The organism is Pseudonocardia oceanicola, assembly GCF_047200735.1.
Classification (GTDB): Bacteria; Actinomycetota; Actinomycetes; order Mycobacteriales; family Pseudonocardiaceae; genus Pseudonocardia.
Genome location: NZ_JBJZON010000034.1, coordinates 38,660 through 57,682 on the forward strand (window position 1 = coordinate 38,660; position 19,023 = coordinate 57,682).

Genomic DNA, 19,023 nt, shown 5'->3' on the forward strand with positions numbered 1-19,023 from the left:
GCCCGACACGGGCCGTGACGCCACCCCCGGTTCGCGTCCACGGCGTGCTGCTCCGCCCGGGGATCAGGGCAGCGACAGCGCACGATGAGGGCAGGGTCAGGGCAGGGTCAGGGCAGCCACTCCCGCACCTGCCCGAGGATCTTCGGGGCGTCGTCCGTGACGGGGTTGACCTGCAGGTGGGTGACGCCGACCTCGTGCAGCGCCGCGATCCGCTCCTGGACGAACCCCGGCGGGCCGATGAGCGTCGACTGCTCGATGAACTCGTCGGGCAGCGCGGCCGCGGCCTCCTCCCTGCGCCCGTCGAGGTAGAGGTCCTGGACGGTCTTCGCCGCGTCCGGCCAGCCCTGGCGCTGCATCACGGTGTTGTAGAAGTTCTTGCCCCGCGCGCCCATCCCGCCGATGTACAGCGCGAACATCGCGCGCGCCGCCTGCCGGGCCGGCTCCCACATCTCCTCCTCGATCGCGAGGAAGCCGCCGCCGGTGATCTGCAGGGGGCCGAGCTCGGGCGACCGCTTCGCCAGACCGGCGGCCAGCGGCGCGCCGAACGCCTGCTGCATCCGCTCCGGGACGACGGCGTGCGGCAGCCAGCCCTCGGCGAGCTCGGCCGTCGTCTCGACGTTCTTGTCGCCGAGCGCCGCGATCCAGATCGGGATGTCCGCGCGCCGCGGGTGGTTGATCAGCTTGAGCGGCTTGCCCAGCCCGGTGCCCCGGCCCTCGGGGACCGGGATCGTGTAGAGGCCCTCGTGCTCGATCCGCTCGCGCCGCCAGACGGCCCGGCAGATCTCGACGACCTCCCGGGTCCGGCTGACGGGCTTGTCGAACGGCACGCCGTGGAAGCCCTCGATCACCTGCGGGCCCGAGGTGCCGAGCCCGAGGACCGCCCGGCCGCCGGACAGCGCGTCGAGGCCTGCCGCGGTCATCGCGATCAGCGTCGGGGTGCGGCTGTAGATCGGCAGGATCCCGGAGCCGATCTCGATCCGCTCGGTGCGGGCGGCGAGGTAGCCCATGAGCGACACGGCGTCGAAGCTGTAGGCCTCGGCGACCCACACGACGTCGAGCCCGGCCTTCTCGAGCTCGACGATGCGGGCGGCGCCCGCCACCGGGTCGTCGCTGTACGGCAGCTGGGTCGAGAGCTTCACGACAGCGAGACTGTCAGATCGGGTCCCGGTTCACACCGTGCGCCGGTCGCGACCCGCCCAGAAGGGGGCGCGCAGCTCCTTCTTGAGGATCTTCCCGGTGGGGTTGCGCGGGAGCTCGGAGACGACGTCCACGCCCGCGGGGCACTTGTAGGAGGCCAGGTGCTCGCGGCAGTGCGCGAGCACGGCCTGTTCGTCGAGCGCGGCGCCGGCCGCGTCCTGCGCCGGCACGACGATCGCGCGCGGCACCTCGCCCCACCGCTCGTCCGGCACCCCGATCACCGCCACGTCGGCGATCCCCGGGTACTCGGCCAGCACCCGCTCGATCTCGGCCGGGTACACGTTCTCGCCCCCGCTGACGATCATGTCCTTGACCCGGTCGGTCACGTAGACGTAGCCGTCGGCGTCGAGGTGCCCGCCGTCGCCGGAGCGCAGCCAGCCGTCGGATGTGATCGCGGCCGCGGTCGCCTCGGGTTGGCGCCAGTACCCGGCCATGAGCTGCCCCGTGCGCACCCGGATCTCACCGGGCTGCCCGGTCGGCACCGGGGCGCCGGTGGCGGGGTCGCGCACCTCGATCTCGACGCCGTGGATCGGTGTCCCCGCCGAGACCAGCCGGTGGGTGACGGCCGGGTCCTCGTGATCGGCCGGACCCAGGGCGGTCACCACACCGCAGGCCTCGGTCATGCCGTAGACCTGGTGCATCCGCCCGGGGAAGAGCGGGAGACAGGCGCGCATCACCGGCAGCGGCATCGGCGAGGCGCCGTAGGAGAGGACCTCGAGCGCGGAGAAGTCCCGCTCGGCCACACCGGGGACCTGCGCGATCGCGGCCAGCAGCGCGGGCACGAGGAAGGTGTGCGTGATCCGTTCGCTCTCCAGCTGCTCCACGACCACGGCCGGGTCGGGCGTGCGCAGCATGACCATCCGGGCGCCGGCGTGCAACGCCACCAGGGCGTAGCTCGTGCCGCCGACGTGGAACAGCGGCATCGCCACCTGGACGACGGCGTCGGGGCGCACCCGGAAGCTCTCGGCCACGTTGGTCGAGTGCGTCAGCATCGCGCGGTGGGTGAGCATCACACCCTTGGGGAAGCCGGTCGTGCCCGACGTGTAGAGCTGCACGAAGCACGCGTCCGGGTCGACCTCGGCCGGCCCGGCGGCGGGCTCGTGGGCGGCGAGCCAGGCCTCGTACTCGTCCGCCTCGCCGCCCACCCGGACGAGGCGGCGCAGCGTCGGCACCGTGTCCCGGAGCGCCTCGGCCGCCTGTGCGAACTCCGGGCCGACGAGCAGGAGCACGGCGCCGGCGTCGTTGAGCACGTAGACGATCTCGGGCGGGGCGAGCCGGAAGTTGACGACGGCGTTGGCGGCCCCGATCCGCGCGCACGCCAGCGTCATCTCCAGGCAGGAGGGGTGGTTGAGGTCCAGCACGGCCACCCGGTCGCCGGGACCGACCCCCTCGGCCCGCAGTGCCGCGGCCAGCCGGTCGACCCGCTCGTCGAGCTCGGACCAGGTGCGCCGCACGCCCGCGAACCGCAGCGCCTCGGCCTCGGGGCGCTCGGCGGCCCGACGTCCCAGCAGGCCGGAGACGTCGGCGGGGCGGTCGGGGGACAGCGTCATCGGTGCTCCCTGGGTCGTGTGAGGCGGATCACGACAGGCGTCACTCTAGCGTCGCGGAGAAGCGGAGATCGAGGGACGAAACGGACGCACGCGACCCCGTCGACCGATCGGCGCCGAACACGGGCAGGATGGCGGTCGGAGGACGGTGCGGTGAGGAGAGGCGTGGGACGCGACCCCGACGGCAGCGGCCGGATCGAGGTGTCCGGCCTGGCCAAGCGGTTCGGCCCGGTGGAGGCCGTGCGCGGGCTGTCGTTCTCCGTCGGGCCCGGGGTGGTCACCGGCTTCCTGGGGCCCAACGGCTCCGGCAAGACGACGACCCTGCGCGTGATCCTCGGCCTCGTCGCCCCGACCGCCGGGACGGCCCTGGTCGAGGGCGCCCCGTACGCCGGGCTGGCGGCACCGGGACGGGTCGTCGGCGCGGTGCTGGAGGCACCGGGCACCCACCCCGCCCGGACCGCCCGGCGGCACCTGCAGGTGTGCGCCTCGGCGATCGGCGTCGCGGAGGAGCGGGTCGACGAGGTGCTCGCGCTCGTCGGGCTCGGCGAGGCCGCCGATCGGCCCACCGGTGGCTACTCGCTCGGCATGGCCCAGCGGCTCGCCCTCGCCACCGCCCTGCTCGGCGACCCGCGCATCCTGGTGCTCGACGAACCGGGCAACGGCCTGGACCCGCAGGGCATCGCCTGGCTGCGGGAGTTCCTGCGGGGCTTCGCGCGCTCGGGGCGGACCGTGCTGGTGTCCAGCCACCAGCTCGCGGAGATCGCGCAGACCGCGGACCGGCTCGTGGTCGTCTCGGCCGGTACCTGCGTCTACCAGGGCGGGACGGACGGGCTGCACGGCCGCCCGGCGGTCCGCGTCCGCTGCTCCGACCCGGTCCGGCTCGCCGAGGCCCTCGCCGCGCGGGGGGTCTTCGAGATCGACCACGTCGCGGACGGCGGGCTGGCCGTCGCGGCCGACGCGGTGCTCGTCGGCGACACCGCGTTGGCCGCGGGCGTCGCCGTCCACGGTCTGGTCGAGGAGCGGGCGGACCTCGAGGCGACGTTCCTGCGGCTGACCGGCGGAGGCGTGGCGTGACGACCGACCTGCTCCCCACCGCGGGGGTCCTGCGGGCCGAGGCGCTCAAGGCCCTCTCGGTGCGCACCTGGTGGGCGCTCGCGATCCCGGCCGGCCTGCTCGCGGTCATGGTCAACCTGTTCGGTGGCCTGTTCAGCTCGGCCGTCGGCGGGGTCGACGGGACCGAGGGCGTCCCGGGGATCCTGCTGGCCTCGCTGGCCTACGCGCTGTCGCTGACCTCCGTCTTCGCCGCGCTGCACGGCGTGGTGCTCGCCACCGCGGAGTTCCGGCACCGCACCGTGACCACGACCTACCTGCTGGCCGGGCGGGTGCCGACGCTGCTGGCCAAGGCCGCGGTGGCCGCCGGGATCGGAGCCGGGTACGCGCTGCTCGCGCTTGTCCTCGGGTTGCTGGCCGGCCTGCTCGGACAGGGTGCGGCGCCGCTGCCCTCGGTCGGTGGGCTCGTGGCGCTGAGTGGACTCGGGATCGGGGTGTGCGCGCTCTGGGCGGTCCTCGGGGTCGCGCTCGGGACGCTGATCGTCAACCAGGCCGGTGCGGTCGTGACGCTGCTGGTCTACGTGCTGGCGGTGGAGAATCTCGTCTCGCTGATCCTCCGCACCGGGACCGAGGAGGGCGAGGTGCCCACGGCGATGGCCCGGGTCACGTCGCTCCTCCCGGCCAACGCCGGCGACGTCGCGCTCTACGACCTGCCCGCCCGCGAGCTCGGCGGCCGCTTCGCCCCCTCGATCGTCGAGAGCCTCGCCGGCGTCGCCGCGCCGCCGCCGGCATGGGGCGCGCTGCTCGTACTCCTGGTCTGGGCGGGCGCCGGGATCGCCGTCGCGTGGGTCGTCGGCGGGCGTCGCGATGTGACCTGAGGCCGGTGTGACCAGGGCGCACGTCGTCGAGCGGCGGACTGTCGGACCCGCGTCCTAACCTGGATCCGTGCCCGACCCGCTCCCCGCCACCTCCCCCGACCGGGGTAACCGGCCCGCCGGATGGCTGCGCCGGCTCGCCCGCGAGTGCCTGCGCCACCGCGGCGTCACGATCGGCGCGCTGGTGGCGTCCGTCTTCGGGGTGAGCCTCGACGCGGCGGGCCCGTTGCTGACCCGGGTCGCGGTGGACGACGCGGTCCGCGGCGTCACGGACGTGCTGCTGCCGATCGTGCTGGCGATCCTCGGCCTGGCGGTCGTCCGCTTCACCGCCTCCTTCCTGCGCCGCTACCTCGCGGGGCGGATGGCGCTCGACGTGCAGCACGACCTGCGCCGCCAGGTGTTCGCCTCCGTCCAGCGGCTCGACGGGCGCCGGCAGGACGCGCTGCGCACCGGCCAGGTCGCCTCCCGGGCGATCACCGACCTGCAGCAGGTCCAGTCGCTGCTGTCGATGGTGCCGCTCACCGCGGGCACCGTCGCGCTCGTGATCGCGTCCGTGGCGGCGATGCTGTGGCTGTCCCCGCTGCTCACCGTGGTGTCGCTGGTCATGCTGCCGCTGGCGGCGTACGTCACCAGCCGCACCCGCCGCTCGCTGTTCCCCGCCACCTGGTCGGCGCAGCAGCGCGCCGCGGACGTGGCGCAGCAGGTCGAGGAGACGGTCACCGGCGTCCGCGTGGTCAAGGGCTTCGGCCAGGAGACCCGCGAGGTCGGGGCGCTGGAGCGGCTGGCCCGGCGGCTGTTCGGCGAGCGGATGCGCGCCGCGCGGATGACGGCCCGGCTCAACCCGGTCCTGCTCGCGCTGCCCACGCTCGGGCAGGTCGCGGTGATCGGCATCGGCGGGCTGATGGCGGTGCGCGGGTCGATCTCGCTCGGCACGTTCCTGGCCTTCACCACCTACGTCGCACAGCTGGTCGGGCCGGCCCGCCTGGTCGGTTCGCTGATCGTCAGCGCGCAACTCGCCCGCGCCGGCGTCGAGCGGGTGTACGACCTGGTCGACGCGGAGCCGGACGTGCAGGACCCGCCGTCGCCGCGGGCATTGCCCGCCGGCCCGGTCGGGGTGCAGCTCGACGGGGTCCGGTTCGGCTACGAGCCGGGCCGGCCGGTGCTCGACGGGGTGTCCCTGCGCGCCGAGCCGGGGGAGACCCTCGCCGTGGTCGGCACCGCCGGATCGGGGAAGTCCACGGTCGCGCTGCTCCTGCCCCGCTTCTACGACCCGTGGGACGGGGCCGTGCGGATCGGCGGCGTCGACGTCCGGGAGCTGCGGCTGCGGGACCTGCGCGCCGAGCTGGGCGTGGTGTTCGAGGAGGCCTTCCTGTTCTCCGACACCATCCGCGCCAACATCGCCTACGGCCGGCCGGACGCGAGCGAGGAGGAGATCCGCACCGCGGCGGCGGCCGCGCAGGTCGCCGCGTTCGTCGAGGCGCTGCCCGAGGGCTACGACACGCAGGTCGGCGAGCGTGGGCTCACCCTCTCCGGCGGGCAGCGGCAGCGGATCGCGCTGGCCCGCGCCCTGCTCACCGATCCCCGCGTCCTGGTGCTCGACGACGCGACCTCGGCCGTCGACACCGCCACCGAGTCCGCCATCCACGAGGCCCTGCGCGAGCTGACCGCGGGGCGGACCACGATCCTCGTCGCCCACCGGCGCTCCACCCTCGCCCTCGCCGACCGGATCGCGGTGCTCGACGCCGGCCGGGTCGTCGACGTCGGCACCGAGGAGGAGCTGCGCGGGCGGTGCGCGCTGTTCCGCGAGCTGCTGGCCACCGGGGCCGAACCGGTCACGGACCTCGACCGGGAGCCGGCCGGGCACCCCGCCGCGGCGCCGGAATCCGGGTTCGCGCCCCTGCCGGCCGCCGCGCCGGCCGTGGCCGTACCCGCCGGAGGTGTCACGTCGGAGCTGTGGCCCGCGGCGGCCGCCGCGGAGGCGGAGTCGGACCGCGGGGTCCGGGCCGCGGCCGCCGAGGCGGGCACCGGGCGCACCGGCGGATCGCCCGGCCGGTCGGGCCCCGGGGCGTCGGGCATGGTCGGCGGGATCGCCGCCACCCCGGAGCTGCTCGATGCCGTGGCCAAGCTCGCGCCGGCCACCGAGACCCCTCGCCTCGGCGGCGCCGACCCCACCGCGCCGGACCCGGGCTTCCGGCTCGCCCGCCTGCTCCGGCCGGTGCGGTGGACGCTCGCCCTGGGGATGTCCCTGGTCGCGCTCGACGCCCTGGCCACCCTGGCCTTCCCCTCCGTGGCCCGGTTCGCCGTCGACGGCGGCATCACCGCGGGCTCGACCCGGATCCTGCTGATCGCCACGCTCATCGGGATCGGCATCGTGCTGGCCGACGCCCTGGTCGTCGCCGCGCAGACCGTCGTCACCGCGCGGGCCGGCGAGAGCCTGCTCTACCTGCTGCGCACCCGCAGCTACGCCCACCTGCAGCGACTCGGGCTGGACTGCTACGAACGGGAGCTGTCCGGGCGGATCATGACCCGGATGACCACGGACGTCGACGCGCTGTCGACGTTCCTGCAGACCGGGCTCGCCCAGGCCGTGGTCAGCCTGCTCACCCTGGTCGGCGTCGCCGTCGCGCTGCTGGTCACGGACGCGGAGCTCGCCCTGGTGGCGCTCGCGGTGCTGCCGATCCTGCTCGTCGCCACCGTGGTGTTCCGCCGGCTGTCGTCGCGGGCGTACGCGGAGGCCCGGGAACGGGTCAGCGTGGTCAACGCGGACATGCAGGAGAACGTGACCGGCGTGCGCGTCGCCCAGGCGTTCGTCCGGGAGGAGCGCAGCGCGGAGACCTTCGGCGCCCGCAGCGACGCCTACCGGCGCACCCGGATCCGGGCGCAACGCTACATCGCGACCTACTTCCCCGGCGTCGCGTTCCTGTCGGACATCGCCCAGGCCGCGGTGCTCGGCGTCGGCGCCGCCCGGGTCGCCGCGGGGGACCTCACCCCCGGCGTGCTCACCGCGTTCCTGCTCTACCTCGGGCTGTTCTTCTCCCCGGTGCAGCAGCTGTCCCAGGTCTTCGACGGCTACCAGCAGGCCCGCATCGGTCTGCTGCGCATCGCCGACCTGCTGCGCACGCCGACCTCCGTGCCCGCCGTGCCGGGGTCGGACGCCGCGGTGGTCCCCGGGCGGCTGCGCGGCGAGGTCGAGCTGCGTGGCGTCACCTTCCGCTACCCGGAGGTCGAGCGGCCCGCGCTGGCCGACGTGGACCTCCACGTGCGCCCGGGGGAGACGATCGCGCTGGTCGGGGCCACCGGCGCCGGGAAGTCCACGATGGTCAAGCTGCTCGCCCGGTTCTACGACGTCGGCGAGGGTGCCCTGCTGGTCGACGGCGTCGACGTGCGGCGCTACCCGCTCGAGGGGTACCGCCGGCGGCTCGGGTTCGTGCCGCAGGAGCCGCACCTGTTCACCGGTGACATCGCGGCCAACATCGCCTACGGCCGCCCGGACGCGAGTCAGGCGGAGATCGAGGCCGCGGCCCGGGCCGTCGGCGCGCTGGAGATGATCCGCGCCCTGCCCGGCGGGTTCCGCACCCCGGTGGGCGAGCGCGGGCAGGGGCTGTCGGCGGGGCAGCGCCAGCTCGTCGCGCTCGCCCGCGCCGAGCTCGTCGACCCGGACCTGCTGATCTTCGACGAGGCCACGGCGGCCCTCGATCCCGCGACCGAGGCGGCGGTGCTGGCGGCCGGCGACCGGCTGACGGCGCGCCGCACCGCGTTCGTCGTGGCGCACCGGCTGGCCACGGCGGCGGCGTCGGACCGGATCGTCGTGCTGCACGGCGGTCGGATCGTCGAGGAGGGCCCGCACGCCGAGCTGCTGGCGGCCGGCGGGCGGTACGCCGCGCTGTGGCGGGCCGGCGAGCTGGAGCCCGCCGCCGACGCGGAGACCGAGGACCTCTCCGCCGCCCGCTCCGCCTGACCGCCGCCGCGGCGCTCGGTCTGCGCTCCGACGCGCGCCCGCTCGGCTCGAGCGCCGCCGCGGATCACTCGGTTCGCGCTCGGGCACGCGCGCTCGGGCGGGCCGGTGCGCACCGAGGATCTCCTGACCGAGCTCATGGACCACCCCTCGACGCACCCGCCGGGCACGCTGCCGCCGACGTGCAAGGACGGTGACGTGGGCGCCCGAACGTAACGGGCGGCCCCACGCCGTCCGATCTCCTCTGTGTGTGCGGGCCCGCGGCGTCTTCCGAACGGAGTTCTGAGAGATTCCTGCCCGATATCGGGCAGGAATTTGGAGTTCCGGGCGATCATCGGGCACAGTTCCACCCGTGCCTGCCGCCCTGGACCGCTCGACGCACCCCGATGCGTATCCCGGCCCGCACCCGGACCTGGTGAGTCACCTGGTCCGCAGCACCGCGCTCGACCCGGGCGAGGCCGCCCGGGTCGTCGACGAGGTGCTCGCCTACTTCGCGGAGCCGACCGAGGACTTCGTGCGGCGGCGGCATGCGGAGCTCCGCGCCCGCGGGCTCCGGAACGACCGGATCTTCACCGTGATCCGGGACGAGCTCGACGCGCGACGCGTGGCACCCCCGCCGCTGTCGACGCGTCAGCTCCGGCGACTGGTGTACGGCTGAGCGGAGCGTGCGGAGCGAGCATCTGCACCGAGCGGAGCGTGCGGAGCGAGCATCTGCACCGAGCGGAGCGTGCGGAGCGAGCATCTGCACCGAGCGGAGCGGGCGGAGCGAGCATCTGCACCGAGCGGAGCGTGCGGAGCGAGCATCTGCACCGAGCGGAGCGTGCGGAGCGAGCATCTGCACCGAGCGGAGCGTGCGGAGCGAGCATCTGCACCGGGCGGAGCGTGCGGAGCACCAGCGGCGCCGGCGAGAAGCGAGGAGGAACACCGATGTGCGGCATCGTGGGATACGTGGGCGCGCAGGACGCGGCGCCCATTCTGATCGAGGGCCTCAACCGGCTCGAGTACCGCGGCTACGACTCGGCCGGGGTCGCCGTGATCCAGCGCGGCCAGCTGAAGGTGTGCAAGGTCAGCGGCCGGGTCGCCGACCTGCAGGCTGACCTGCCCGCGCGGTTCAAGGGTGCGCCGGGCATCGGGCACACCCGCTGGGCCACCCACGGTGAGCCCAGTGTGGACAACGCCCACCCGCACGTCGACAGCGCCGGGCGGATCGCCGTGGTGCACAACGGGATCATCGAGAACGCCGAGGAGCTGCGCGCCAAGCTGCAGGCCGACGGTGTCGAGTTCACCTCGCAGACCGACACCGAGACCGTCGCCCACCTCGTCGCCGCGGCCTTCGCGACCGGTGGCGCGGAGGACCTCGAGCAGGCCGTCCGCTACGCGCTGCGCCAGGTCGTCGGCGCGTACGGCATCGCCGTCGTGGACACCGAGCATGCCGACCGGATCGTCGTCGCACGCAACGGCTCGCCCGTGCTGCTCGGCATCGGCGAGAAGGAGATGTTCGTCGCGAGCGACGTCGCGGCGCTGGTCGGACACACCCGTCAGGTCGTCTACCTCGACGACGGCGAGCTCGCGACCATCACCGCCGGCGGCTACCGGACCTTCACCCTCGACGCGCGCTCCACGGCGAAGACCCCGTCGGAGGTGGACTGGGACGTCGTCGGCGCCGAGATCGGCGACCACGCGCACTTCCTGGTCAAGGAGATCGCCGAGCAGCCGCGCTCGATCGAGCGGGCGATCCGCGGGCGCATCGACGAGCGCTTCAGCACCGCCCACCTCGGCGGGCTCAACCTCACCGTGCGCGAGGCGCGTGAGTTCCGCCGCGTCAAGATCCTCGGCTGCGGGTCCGCCTGCTACGCCGGCGACCTCGGCGCCCAGCTGATCGAGGACCTCGCCCGGGTGCCCGCGACGTCGGAGTCCGCCTCGGAGTTCCGGTACCGCAACCCGGTCGTCGAGCCGGACACGCTCTACGTCGCCGTCAGCCAGTCCGGCGAGACCGTCGACACCCTCGCCGCCGTGCAGGAGCTGCAGCGCAAGGGCGGCCGGGTGATCGGCATCGTGAACGTCGTCGGGTCGACGATCGCGCGGCAGGTCGACGGCGGCATCTACATCCACGCCGGCCCGGAGATGTCGGTCGCGGCGACCAAGTCCTTCACCTCGACGGTCGTGGCGTTCGCGCTGCTCGCGGTGCACCTGGGCCGCATGCGCGACCTCGCACCGACCGAGGGCCGGCGGATCCTCGACGGCCTCGCCTCGCTGCCCGGCCAGATCGAGGAGGTCCTCGACGCCGAGAAGCGCGACGGCACGATCGAGCGGGTCGCCCGGGAGATCGCGCAGCACCACAGCGTGCTGTTCATCGGCCGCCGCCGCGGCTGGCCGGTGGCGAAGGAGGGCGCGCAGAAGCTCAAGGAGGTCTCCTACGTCCACGCGGAGGCCTACGCCAGCGCCGAGCTCAAGCACGGCCCGCTCGCCCTGGTCAGCCCGGAGCTGCCGACCGTGGCCTGCGTGCCGGACGACGACCTGTTCGAGAAGAACATCTCGACCCTCGCCGAGATCCGCGCCCGCAAGGGCCCGGTCGTCGCGCTGGCGCACCGCGAGCTCTCCGCCGAGCTCGCCGACCGCACCATCGTGATCCCGCGCGGCGAGCCCGAGCTGGACCCGATCCTGATGTCGGTGCCGCTGCAGCTCCTGGCCTACCACGCCGCGGTGGCGCTGGAGCGCGACGTCGACCGTCCGCGCAACCTCGCGAAGTCCGTGACGGTGGAGTAGATCCTCGCCTGCCGTGCGCCCCGCTCGTCCTACGGGCGGGGCGCAGTGGCCCGACCGTCAGGGGGCGGTGCCGCGCTCCAGTCGGGTCAGCCGCGAGCGGATGTCCTCGAGGATGGTCCGTACCGGCGCCGACAGCCCCGACGCCGCCTGCTGGCTGCGCGTGAACGCCACGCCCGCGACCGCGGAGGAGACCGCGAGCCTGAGCTTGTCCGGGTCGGCGCCGGTGGAGACCAGGGCGCGGCGGATGGCGTCGTCCTCCGGGCCGGCGGCCAGGCCGAGCAGCAGGTGCTCGCAGCCGATGTAGTTGTGCTCGAGGCGGAGCGCCTCGGTGGTCGCGCGCTCGAGTGCGGCGGCCAGGTCGGTGCCCTCGCCCAGCCCGCGGGCCTCGGCGAGGACGTCCGGCGGCTCGACGTCGAGCGTCGCGAGCACCGTCAGCGCGAGGTTCCCGCCCTCCTCGACGACGGCCGCGAGGAGGTCGACGGTGCTCGGCCGGTCCGCCTCCAGCGCGGCCCGCACCGCCGTCCGCGCCCGCGCGGTGAACCTGTTCCAGCCCGGCGTTCCGCTCATGTCCGCTCCTCCGGCAGGGGGAGCGCCACCGGCTGCCGCGACCGCCTCCGCCAGGGCCTGCTGGCACACCGACGACACCGGGATCCCGGCCTCCTTCACGGCGGCGGCCAGGTCGTCGGGCAGATAGATGTTGATCTTCGGCACGAGCTGCTCCCAGTGTGGGGTTATAACCCCACGTATAACCCTCTTTCTCGGGCGACGGCAACGCTCACCACGGTGCGTCGTGCTCCGGCGACGTGCGGTAACGAGCCGGTGCTGTCGAGCGAGCCTGCAGGCGTCGACGAGGACGGAGGGGCCGTGTTCAGGTCAGCGATATCCAGGCACAAACCATCAGCGCCGCGGCCGAGGCTCACCTGCGTATGACGGACCCACTCGTCATCCCCGATGCGGTGCTGACGCAGGAGTACGCCGATGCTGTCAACGACCTGCTCGCGGCGCGGATCCGGCCGTTCCTGGACGGCCTCCGCGCACAGCTGGACCTGGTGGTGTGCGAGGAGACGATCGGCGGGACCCGGGTCGTGGTGATCGAGCCGCGCACGATCCGGCGGAACCGGAAGGGTGTCGCCGGCGTCTTCACCCACGGCGGCGGGTTCGCGCTGCTGCACGGGCACGACTACAACGCGTACCGGATGGCGCACGATCTCGGGATCGTCGTCTACTCCGTGGACTACAGCCTCAGTCCGAAGGCCCGGTTCCCGGCGGCGTTCGAGGAGACGCAGCGGGCCTACCAGGCGGTGGCACGGCGGCATCGGACCGTGGTGGTGGCGGGATCCTCGGCGGGTGCGAACCTTCTGATCGGCACGGTGAGTGCCGCCACCCGAGGGCGTCGACCCGCGGCCGCAGGATTCTTCGCGCCTGCCGTCGACCTTCGCCCGATCGGGGACAGCTACGTCGCCAACGACGGCCGCGATCCCCTGCTGGCTCGGGACACGGCGGAGAAGTTGTTCGCCGCCTACCATGGCACCGCCTCCGCGGTCGATCCCCGGATCTCGCCCCTCCTGGCCGACTTCAGCGGCGGCTTCGTCCCGACGATGATCACCACCGGAACGCGGGACCTGCTGCAGAGCGATGCCGTGCGGTCCACCCGCGTGCTGCGTGAGGCCGGTGTGTCGGTCCGGCTGCGGGTGTGGGAGGGGATGTGGCACGCGTTCGAGAGCGTGCCGGGGCTGCCCGAGGGCGACGAGTGCATGGCCGAGGTCTTCGGCTTCCTCGACCGGCACCTCTGAGCGGCCGGGCTCAGGCGGCGCGGCGGGGGCCGGCGAGCCAGGGGGTCGTCGGGCCCGCGAGGGGGGTGCTCATCGGGAGGTGGGGGTGGCCGACGTAGGTCTCGACCGGGCCGTCGGTGGTCCAGCCGAGGCGGTGGAAGAAGCGCTCGTTGGGCAGCTGGACGTGGGCGCGCATCCGCAGGCCGTCGCGGGCGCCGGCGGTCTCGACGGCGAAGCGGACCAGCGGGCCGCCGATCGCGGCGGAGCGGAACTCGGGGAGGACGGCGAGGCGGTCGCCGAGCCACTCGCCGGGGCGGCCGGTCGGGTAGAGGCGGACTGCGCCGGCGGGGCGGCCGAGGTGGGTGGCGAGGACGTGGACGACCCCACTGTCACGAGGGTCGCGGGCGTCGTGCGTGTCGAGGTCGGAGTCCTCGAACACGCCCTGCTCCTCGACGAACACCGCGCGCCGGATCGCGTGGTGCGCGGCGCGGGCGGCCGGGTCGGTGGCGGGGCGGCAGGCGACCGGGTCGACGCCGACCAGCACGTTGGCCGCCCGGACGGGCCGGATCCGGGCTGGACGCACCGTGCCGCCGGACTGCTGATCACAAAGCCGCGGGTCACGGCGGAGTCGCGGGTCAGGGGGCCGCGGGTCGCCGGGCCGACCGACCCCGTGGGGCGCCGGAACCCCGGCGCGCTCCGGCATCACGGCGGTCATGCGCCCGGGCGCTTCCCGATCTGCAGCAGCGGCGCGCCGCCACCGGAGCCCGCGCCGCACGGCGTCGTCCCGCCCGACTGCTGGACCAGGTCGAGCGACGAGCAGGCCTGGCAGCGCGCGCACCCGGCGACGGCGGTGTCCGCGCCCAGCCCGCGCTCGGCGAGGAACCCGGCGACCTTGCGGTAGATCGGCTCGGTGTACTCGCGCGCCGGCGCCGGCACCGCCTCCATCAGCGAGCCCGCGACAGGCCGCAGCGGCACCACGAACGGGTAGACCCCGATGTCGACGGCCCGCCGGCACATCTCCACGGTCAGGTCCGGGTCCTCGCCCATGCCGAGGATCACATACGTCGACACCCGGCCCTCGCCGAACAGCTGCACCGCGCGCTCCCACGTGCGGAAGTAGGTGTCGACGCCGGTGCGGAACTTGCCGGGCGCGACCCGGGCCAACACCGCCGGGTCGAAGGACTCGACGTGGATGCCGACCGAGTCGACACCCATGCCGTGTACCTGGTGGAGCACGTCCAGCGAGCGCGGCGGCTCGAACTGCACCTCGACGGGCAGGCCCGCGGCCTCCTTCACCGCCTGCCCGCAGCGGGCGACGTACAGCGCGCCGCGGTCGGGGGCGACCGAGGAGCCGGTGGTCAGCGTGGCGTCGACGGCGCCGTCGAGGTCCCGGGCCGCGACGGCGACCTCGGCCAGCATCTCGGGCGTCTTCCTCGCGATCGTGGCGCCGGCGGCGAGCGAGACGCCGATGCCGCAGAACCCGCACTGGTCCGGGTGGCCCCAGTAGTTGCAGGCCTGCACCACGGTGGACGCGAGCGAGTCCAGGTGCAGCAGCGCGATCCGGTGGTACGGGACGCCGTCGGCGGTCTCGAGGTCGTAGAAGCGCGGGCGTCGCGTTCCGGAGACCGAGGCGACCTTCACGCCGTCGCGGTAGATCCCCTGGCCCCCGTCCTCGGCGCGCAGCGCGTAGGGGGACGTCGTGTTCGGCGGGACGGTGACCGGCACGCCCTCGATCCACAGCATCCCGGAGTCCGACGGGCCGGCGCCGCCCGTACGGGAGGTCTCCAGCTCGGTCTCGATCCGCAGGCCGACGCTCTGCAGGTCCATGATCAGCGCCGCGGTGTCGACCGCAGGCGCACCGACGGCCTCGCCGGGGCTGCGCTCGTCGGTCAGGGTCATGCGAGGGCTCCTCCACTATCGGACACGGTCGTCTCCCATCAGAGAATTCACTATGGTGGACGCGTGCGCAACATCGTCAACGCGAGTGGGTCCGGGGTCGTGAGGGTCGCCCTGCTGACCCACTCGACGTCCCCCCGCGGTGGGCACGTCCACACGCTGGGGCTGGGCGAGGCCCTGCACCGGGCAGCCCTGCCGGTCCATCTGTTCGCCCTCGGCGACCCCGTGAAGGGGCTCTACCGGCCGGTCGACCTGCCGCACACGATCGTGCCGGGGCCGCGCCGCGAGGGGACCACGCTGACCGAGCGGACCCTCGACGGCATCGAGCGGCTCGCGACCGCGCTGGCCGAGCGGATCGGGGAGTTCGACGTGCTGCACGCGCAGGACTGCATCGCCGCGCGGGCGGCGCTCGCCGCGCGCGCACGGACGGCCGCCGAGGTGACGGTGCTGCGCACCGCCCACCACGTCGACGAGTTCACCACCCCGATCCTCGTCGAGTGCCAGCGCCGGGCGATCACCGAGCCGGACCGGGTGCTCGTGGTGTCGGAGCAGTGGCGCGGCATCCTCGCCCGCGACTTCGGGGTCGGGGCGACGATCGTGCCCAACGGTGTGGACCGGCACCGCTTCACCGGCCCGGTCGCCGTGCCGGCGTGGGCGCACGACCGGTTCCTGCTGCTCGCGGTGGGGGGCATCGAGCCGCGCAAGGGCACCGTGCACGCCTTCCGTGCGCTGGCCCGGCTGCGTCGGGAGGGGCTCGACCCGGTGCTCGCGATCGTCGGCGGGCACTCCTTCCAGGACTTCGCGCCGTACCGGGAGACCGCGCTCGCCGAGCTGCCCGAGCTGGGGCTGGAGCTCGGCCGGGACGTGGTCGAGCTCGGCACGCTCACGGACGCGGAGCTGGCCGGCTGGTACGCCGCCGCGGCCGGCCACGGGGCGCTCTGCTACCCGTCGACCGCGGAGGGCTTCGGGCTCGTCGCGATCGAGGCGATGGCGCTGGGGGTCCCGGTCGTCGCCGCCGACCTGCCCGTCTTCCGCGAGCACCTCACCGACGGGGTCGACGCCCTGCTGCCGGCCGTCGGCGACGAGGAGGCGCTGGCCGCCGCGCTCCGCCGGATGATCGAGGAGCCGGACGTGCGGGCGTCACTCGTGCGCGAAGGAGCACGCACCGCGGCCCGCTTCACCTGGGAGCGCTCCGCCGAGGTCCACGCACAGATCTATGCGGAGCTCACCTGCGCGAACGACGCTCTCACTCACACCTGCTGACCGGGAGCGCCCCGGGGCGGCGCGCCGCCTGCCCGGCAACCGAACGGGCGCTGCCGCGCACACCTGCCGGCGAAGGAGCCGCCGACCGCGGACCGGGTGCTACTCCGCCAGCAGTCGTGCAACCCGCGACTCGGCGACCGCGCGCCGCGGGTCGCCGGCGGGCAGCATGTCGACGAGCAGCTCGTGCGCCTCGAGGTCGTCCAGTCCCAGCCGGTGGGTGGCGTAGGCGTGCACGAGCTCGATGTCGTCGGACTCCAGCACGGCCCGGCGCAGCCCGACCTCCAGCTCGTCCCGCGCGCCACGGATCTCCGGGGCGTCGGACCGGGGGAGGAGCGGTCCCGGGCAGGCCCGCAGCGCGTCGGCGATGCGGCCCTCGCGCAGTGCCCGCCGGACGGTCCCGAAGTCGGTGTCGACCACCGCGTCGAGCCGGTACGGGCGGGTCTTGAGCACGTCCGTGCCGATCAGCGAGCGCAGCCGGTGGATCTCGCCGCGGACGGTGGTCTGGTTGCCGTCGTCGCCGTAGAGGAGATGGGCGAGCCGTTCGGCGGTGAGGCCGTCCGGGTGCAGCGCGAGGGCGGTGAGGATCTCGGCGGGCCGCAGGGTGAGGGCGTGGCTCTCGCCGTCGAGCACCACGGTGGGGCTGCCGTCGCCGAGGAAACGCAGCGACAGCGCGTGCCGCGGGGCCTCCACGGTGGTGGCGCGACCGCTGTGCCGGGCCGCGCGCAGCAGGAAGCCCTCGGCCAGCGGTTCGACGTGCATCTCCCGCCCGTCGGCCAGCCGGACCCGGTCGGTACCCCCGACGATCTGCTGCAGGTCGACCCGTTCGGGCCACTCGCCGTACGGCTCGCCCGCGATGATCCGCCCCGTGGGCGTGACGAGCGCGCCCGGCGTGCCGCGCAGGCTCTGCAGGTGCGGCTGGTTGCGGGCGCGCAGCCGCTCGTCGGCGATCGCCAACTGCATGCGCATCTGGTTCTCGGCGAGCTGGGCGGTGGCCGTGACCAGCGCGAGCATCGCGGGGTGGATGGTGCGCCGCGGGCCGGTGATGTCGATGGAGCCCACGACCCTCCCGGAGTCCGGGTCCGTGACGGGGGCGGCCACACACGTCCAGGCGTGCACCGCCCGGACGAGGTGCTCGGTGGAGTGGATCTGCACGGGCCGGCCGACGACGAGGGTCGTGCCCATCGCGTTGGTCCCGATGGCCTCCTCGGACCAGCAGGACCCCTCGACCAGGCCCACCCGGTCCGCGGGGCGCAGGATCGCGGACGCGCCCTCGCGCCACAGCACGATGCCCTGCTCGTCCGTGACCACGACGACGTGCATCGCCTCCTCGGCGATGCTCACCAGGTTGCTGCGCAGCAGCGGCATGACCTTGTGCAGCGGGTGCGCGGCGAGCCGGGCGGCGCCCTCGGAGGGGTCGAACCGGAACGGCGGCAACGCGGTGCCGGGATCGATCGCGGCGGCGAGGCTGCGCTCCCAGGACTCGGAGACCAGCCGCCGAACGGTGGCGTCGCCCGTGTCGTCGAGGACCGCCTCGAGGAGCTCGTCGATCCCGCGCGACGGGCGGGAGACGGGCAGGCCGGACCCCGGCTCGCGCTCGACCACCCCGTCGACTGGCATCGGCTCCCCGACTGTCCGCGTGCTTGCCGCACCCATCATCGTTCACCCCCACCCGGATCAGCAAGGCGAGGTTGCGCCTGTCCGGGCGGCCGGCGTGGACGTGCAACGAACGGGCAACGTGATTCACCTTACCGTCGCCGCGACAACGACCCGTCGACGTTCGAAAGGCTCAGCGATGACCGCAGAACTCGCCGATATCAGGGTCCTCGACGGGCGCCCGCCGCAGCCCGCGCGCATCCCCACGGTCGCCGGGGTCCCGGACACGGGCCGCGGGGACTCCCCGTTCGCCACCGTCCGCCACGGCCGGATCCTGGTGGTCGACGGCGAGGGCATCGTCCGCCTCGGCCTGCGCCAGCTCTTCGCCGCGGAGCCGGACCTGCGGATCGTGGGCGAGGCCGCGACCCCGCGCGACGCGCTCGTCGCGGCGGACCGGTTGCGGCCCGACGTCGTGCTCCTCGACGTGGACCTCGGCCGCGGCGACTCGGCCGGCATCGACGTGGCCCGCGCGCTGCTGCAGCGCCACCGCGGCACCCGGATCCTGGTGCTCACGGCCTGCCGCGACCGGGAGACGATGCTGCGCACGGTCCGCCTCGGCGTGCACGGCTACCTGCGCAAGGGCGCCGACACCGCGGACATCGTGGCGGCCGTCCGCACGCTGCTGCGCGGCGACGCGGTGTTCGACTCGCGGATCACCACGATGATGATGGACGCGCTGCGCGAACCCCGCGAGCCCGCCGCGCCCGCCGGCCCGCTGCTCACCGAGCGCGAGAACCAGGTGCTCAAGCTGCTGGCCACGGGCATGTCGAACCGGGAGATCGCCACCGAGCTGGTGATCAGCGAGGCGACCGTGAAGTTCCACGTCCGGAACCTGCGCGACAAGCTCGACGTCCGCCGCCGCACCGAGATCGTCTACACCGCGACCCGTCAGGGGATCGTCTGAGGACGACACCGACCCGCGCGGCCGGCGTGCCGACGGGGCCGCCGGCCGCGTGGCGCACCGCTGTGCGGGGTCGCACATCCGCGCGCGCAGGCCTGACGCCGCACTATGGAACCATAACGCTCAAATCCGGGCCTGACTTCGCATT

Annotated in this window: 14 protein-coding genes; 8 read left to right on the forward strand and 6 right to left on the reverse strand. The window is 74.4% G+C overall.

Annotated features, from left to right (window positions below; all coding sequences use genetic code 11):
* Window positions 1-107: 107 nt before the first annotated feature.
* Both ACL02T_RS31185 and ACL02T_RS31190 read right to left on the reverse strand, forming a co-directional pair.
* Window positions 108-1,139 carry an LLM class F420-dependent oxidoreductase gene (locus ACL02T_RS31185; RefSeq protein ID WP_412834389.1) on the reverse strand — a complete coding sequence of 344 codons (1,032 nt, stop codon included), beginning with the start codon at window positions 1,137-1,139 and terminating at the stop codon, window positions 108-110.
* 30 nt (window positions 1,140-1,169) lie between these two features.
* Complete coding sequence (locus ACL02T_RS31190; protein ID WP_412834390.1) at window positions 1,170-2,747, reverse strand: long-chain-fatty-acid--CoA ligase; 1,578 nt, start codon at window positions 2,745-2,747, stop codon at window positions 1,170-1,172.
* A gap of 162 nt (window positions 2,748-2,909) precedes the next feature.
* Here ACL02T_RS31190 and ACL02T_RS31195 point away from each other — a divergent pair, with 162 nt between their 5' ends.
* From ACL02T_RS31195 to glmS, 5 genes are all read left to right on the forward strand, one after another.
* Window positions 2,910-3,818 (forward strand): ATP-binding cassette domain-containing protein, encoded by a 909-nt coding sequence (locus ACL02T_RS31195; RefSeq protein ID WP_412834391.1) that lies wholly within the window; start codon window positions 2,910-2,912, stop codon window positions 3,816-3,818.
* The gene (locus tag ACL02T_RS31200; protein ID WP_412834392.1) at window positions 3,815-4,672 is read left to right on the forward strand and encodes a hypothetical protein; all 858 of its coding nucleotides are present in this window, start codon (window positions 3,815-3,817) and stop codon (window positions 4,670-4,672) included. Before ACL02T_RS31195 ends, ACL02T_RS31200 begins: the two co-directional genes overlap by 4 nt.
* Before the next feature lie 67 nt (window positions 4,673-4,739).
* Window positions 4,740-8,627 carry an ABC transporter ATP-binding protein gene (locus ACL02T_RS31205; protein WP_412834393.1) on the forward strand — a complete coding sequence of 1,296 codons (3,888 nt, stop codon included), beginning with the start codon at window positions 4,740-4,742 and terminating at the stop codon, window positions 8,625-8,627.
* Between the two features lie 349 nt (window positions 8,628-8,976).
* Entirely contained in the window at window positions 8,977-9,282 is a 306-nt protein-coding gene (locus ACL02T_RS31210) for a hypothetical protein (RefSeq protein WP_412834394.1), read from the forward strand.
* Between the two features lie 269 nt (window positions 9,283-9,551).
* The gene (gene glmS, locus ACL02T_RS31215) at window positions 9,552-11,390 is read left to right on the forward strand and encodes a glutamine--fructose-6-phosphate transaminase (isomerizing) (protein WP_412834395.1); all 1,839 of its coding nucleotides are present in this window, start codon (window positions 9,552-9,554) and stop codon (window positions 11,388-11,390) included.
* Window positions 11,391-11,447: 57 nt separating this feature from the next.
* On the opposite strand, the gene ACL02T_RS31220 is transcribed toward glmS, so the two are convergent.
* The gene (locus tag ACL02T_RS31220; RefSeq protein ID WP_412834396.1) at window positions 11,448-12,101 is read right to left on the reverse strand and encodes a Clp protease N-terminal domain-containing protein; all 654 of its coding nucleotides are present in this window, start codon (window positions 12,099-12,101) and stop codon (window positions 11,448-11,450) included.
* A gap of 215 nt (window positions 12,102-12,316) precedes the next feature.
* Between ACL02T_RS31220 and ACL02T_RS31225 the strand changes: the two genes are divergently transcribed.
* Complete coding sequence (locus tag ACL02T_RS31225) at window positions 12,317-13,183, forward strand: alpha/beta hydrolase fold domain-containing protein (protein ID WP_412834397.1); 867 nt, start codon at window positions 12,317-12,319, stop codon at window positions 13,181-13,183.
* Window positions 13,184-13,193: 10 nt separating this feature from the next.
* On the opposite strand, the gene ACL02T_RS31230 is transcribed toward ACL02T_RS31225, so the two are convergent.
* Together ACL02T_RS31230 and ACL02T_RS31235 are read right to left on the reverse strand one after the other, a co-directional pair.
* Window positions 13,194-13,745 carry an MSMEG_0567/Sll0786 family nitrogen starvation N-acetyltransferase gene (locus ACL02T_RS31230; RefSeq protein WP_412834398.1) on the reverse strand — a complete coding sequence of 184 codons (552 nt, stop codon included), beginning with the start codon at window positions 13,743-13,745 and terminating at the stop codon, window positions 13,194-13,196.
* Between the two features lie 128 nt (window positions 13,746-13,873).
* Window positions 13,874-15,061: an MSMEG_0568 family radical SAM protein gene (locus tag ACL02T_RS31235; RefSeq protein WP_412834399.1), complete on the reverse strand. Its 1,188-nt coding sequence runs from the start codon at window positions 15,059-15,061 to the stop codon at window positions 13,874-13,876.
* A 63-nt stretch (window positions 15,062-15,124) separates the two neighbouring features.
* Here ACL02T_RS31235 and ACL02T_RS31240 point away from each other — a divergent pair, with 63 nt between their 5' ends.
* A complete protein-coding gene (locus ACL02T_RS31240; RefSeq protein ID WP_412834400.1) occupies window positions 15,125-16,321 on the forward strand; it encodes an MSMEG_0565 family glycosyltransferase in 1,197 nt (398 codons plus the stop codon).
* 99 nt (window positions 16,322-16,420) lie between these two features.
* On the opposite strand, the gene ACL02T_RS31245 is transcribed toward ACL02T_RS31240, so the two are convergent.
* Window positions 16,421-17,938, reverse strand: a complete 1,518-nt coding sequence (locus tag ACL02T_RS31245) for a GAF domain-containing protein (protein ID WP_412834401.1) — start codon at window positions 17,936-17,938, stop codon at window positions 16,421-16,423.
* A gap of 175 nt (window positions 17,939-18,113) precedes the next feature.
* Here ACL02T_RS31245 and ACL02T_RS31250 point away from each other — a divergent pair, with 175 nt between their 5' ends.
* Window positions 18,114-18,878, forward strand: coding sequence for a LuxR C-terminal-related transcriptional regulator (locus ACL02T_RS31250; protein WP_412834402.1), 765 nt, complete (start codon window positions 18,114-18,116; stop codon window positions 18,876-18,878).
* Window positions 18,879-19,023: the final 145 nt, after the last annotated feature.

Coding starts and splice junctions, on each gene's coding strand:
- ACL02T_RS31190 (WP_412834390.1), bottom strand. CDS start 2,747: ATGACGCTGTCCCCCGACCGCCCCGCCGACGTCTCCGGCCTGCTGGGA.
- glmS (WP_412834395.1), top strand. CDS start 9,552: ATGTGCGGCATCGTGGGATACGTGGGCGCGCAGGACGCGGCGCCCATT.
- ACL02T_RS31225 (WP_412834397.1), top strand. CDS start 12,317: ATGACGGACCCACTCGTCATCCCCGATGCGGTGCTGACGCAGGAGTAC.
- ACL02T_RS31235 (WP_412834399.1), bottom strand. CDS start 15,061: ATGACCCTGACCGACGAGCGCAGCCCCGGCGAGGCCGTCGGTGCGCCT.
- ACL02T_RS31245 (WP_412834401.1), bottom strand. CDS start 17,938: ATGCCAGTCGACGGGGTGGTCGAGCGCGAGCCGGGGTCCGGCCTGCCC.
- ACL02T_RS31250 (WP_412834402.1), top strand. CDS start 18,114: ATGACCGCAGAACTCGCCGATATCAGGGTCCTCGACGGGCGCCCGCCG.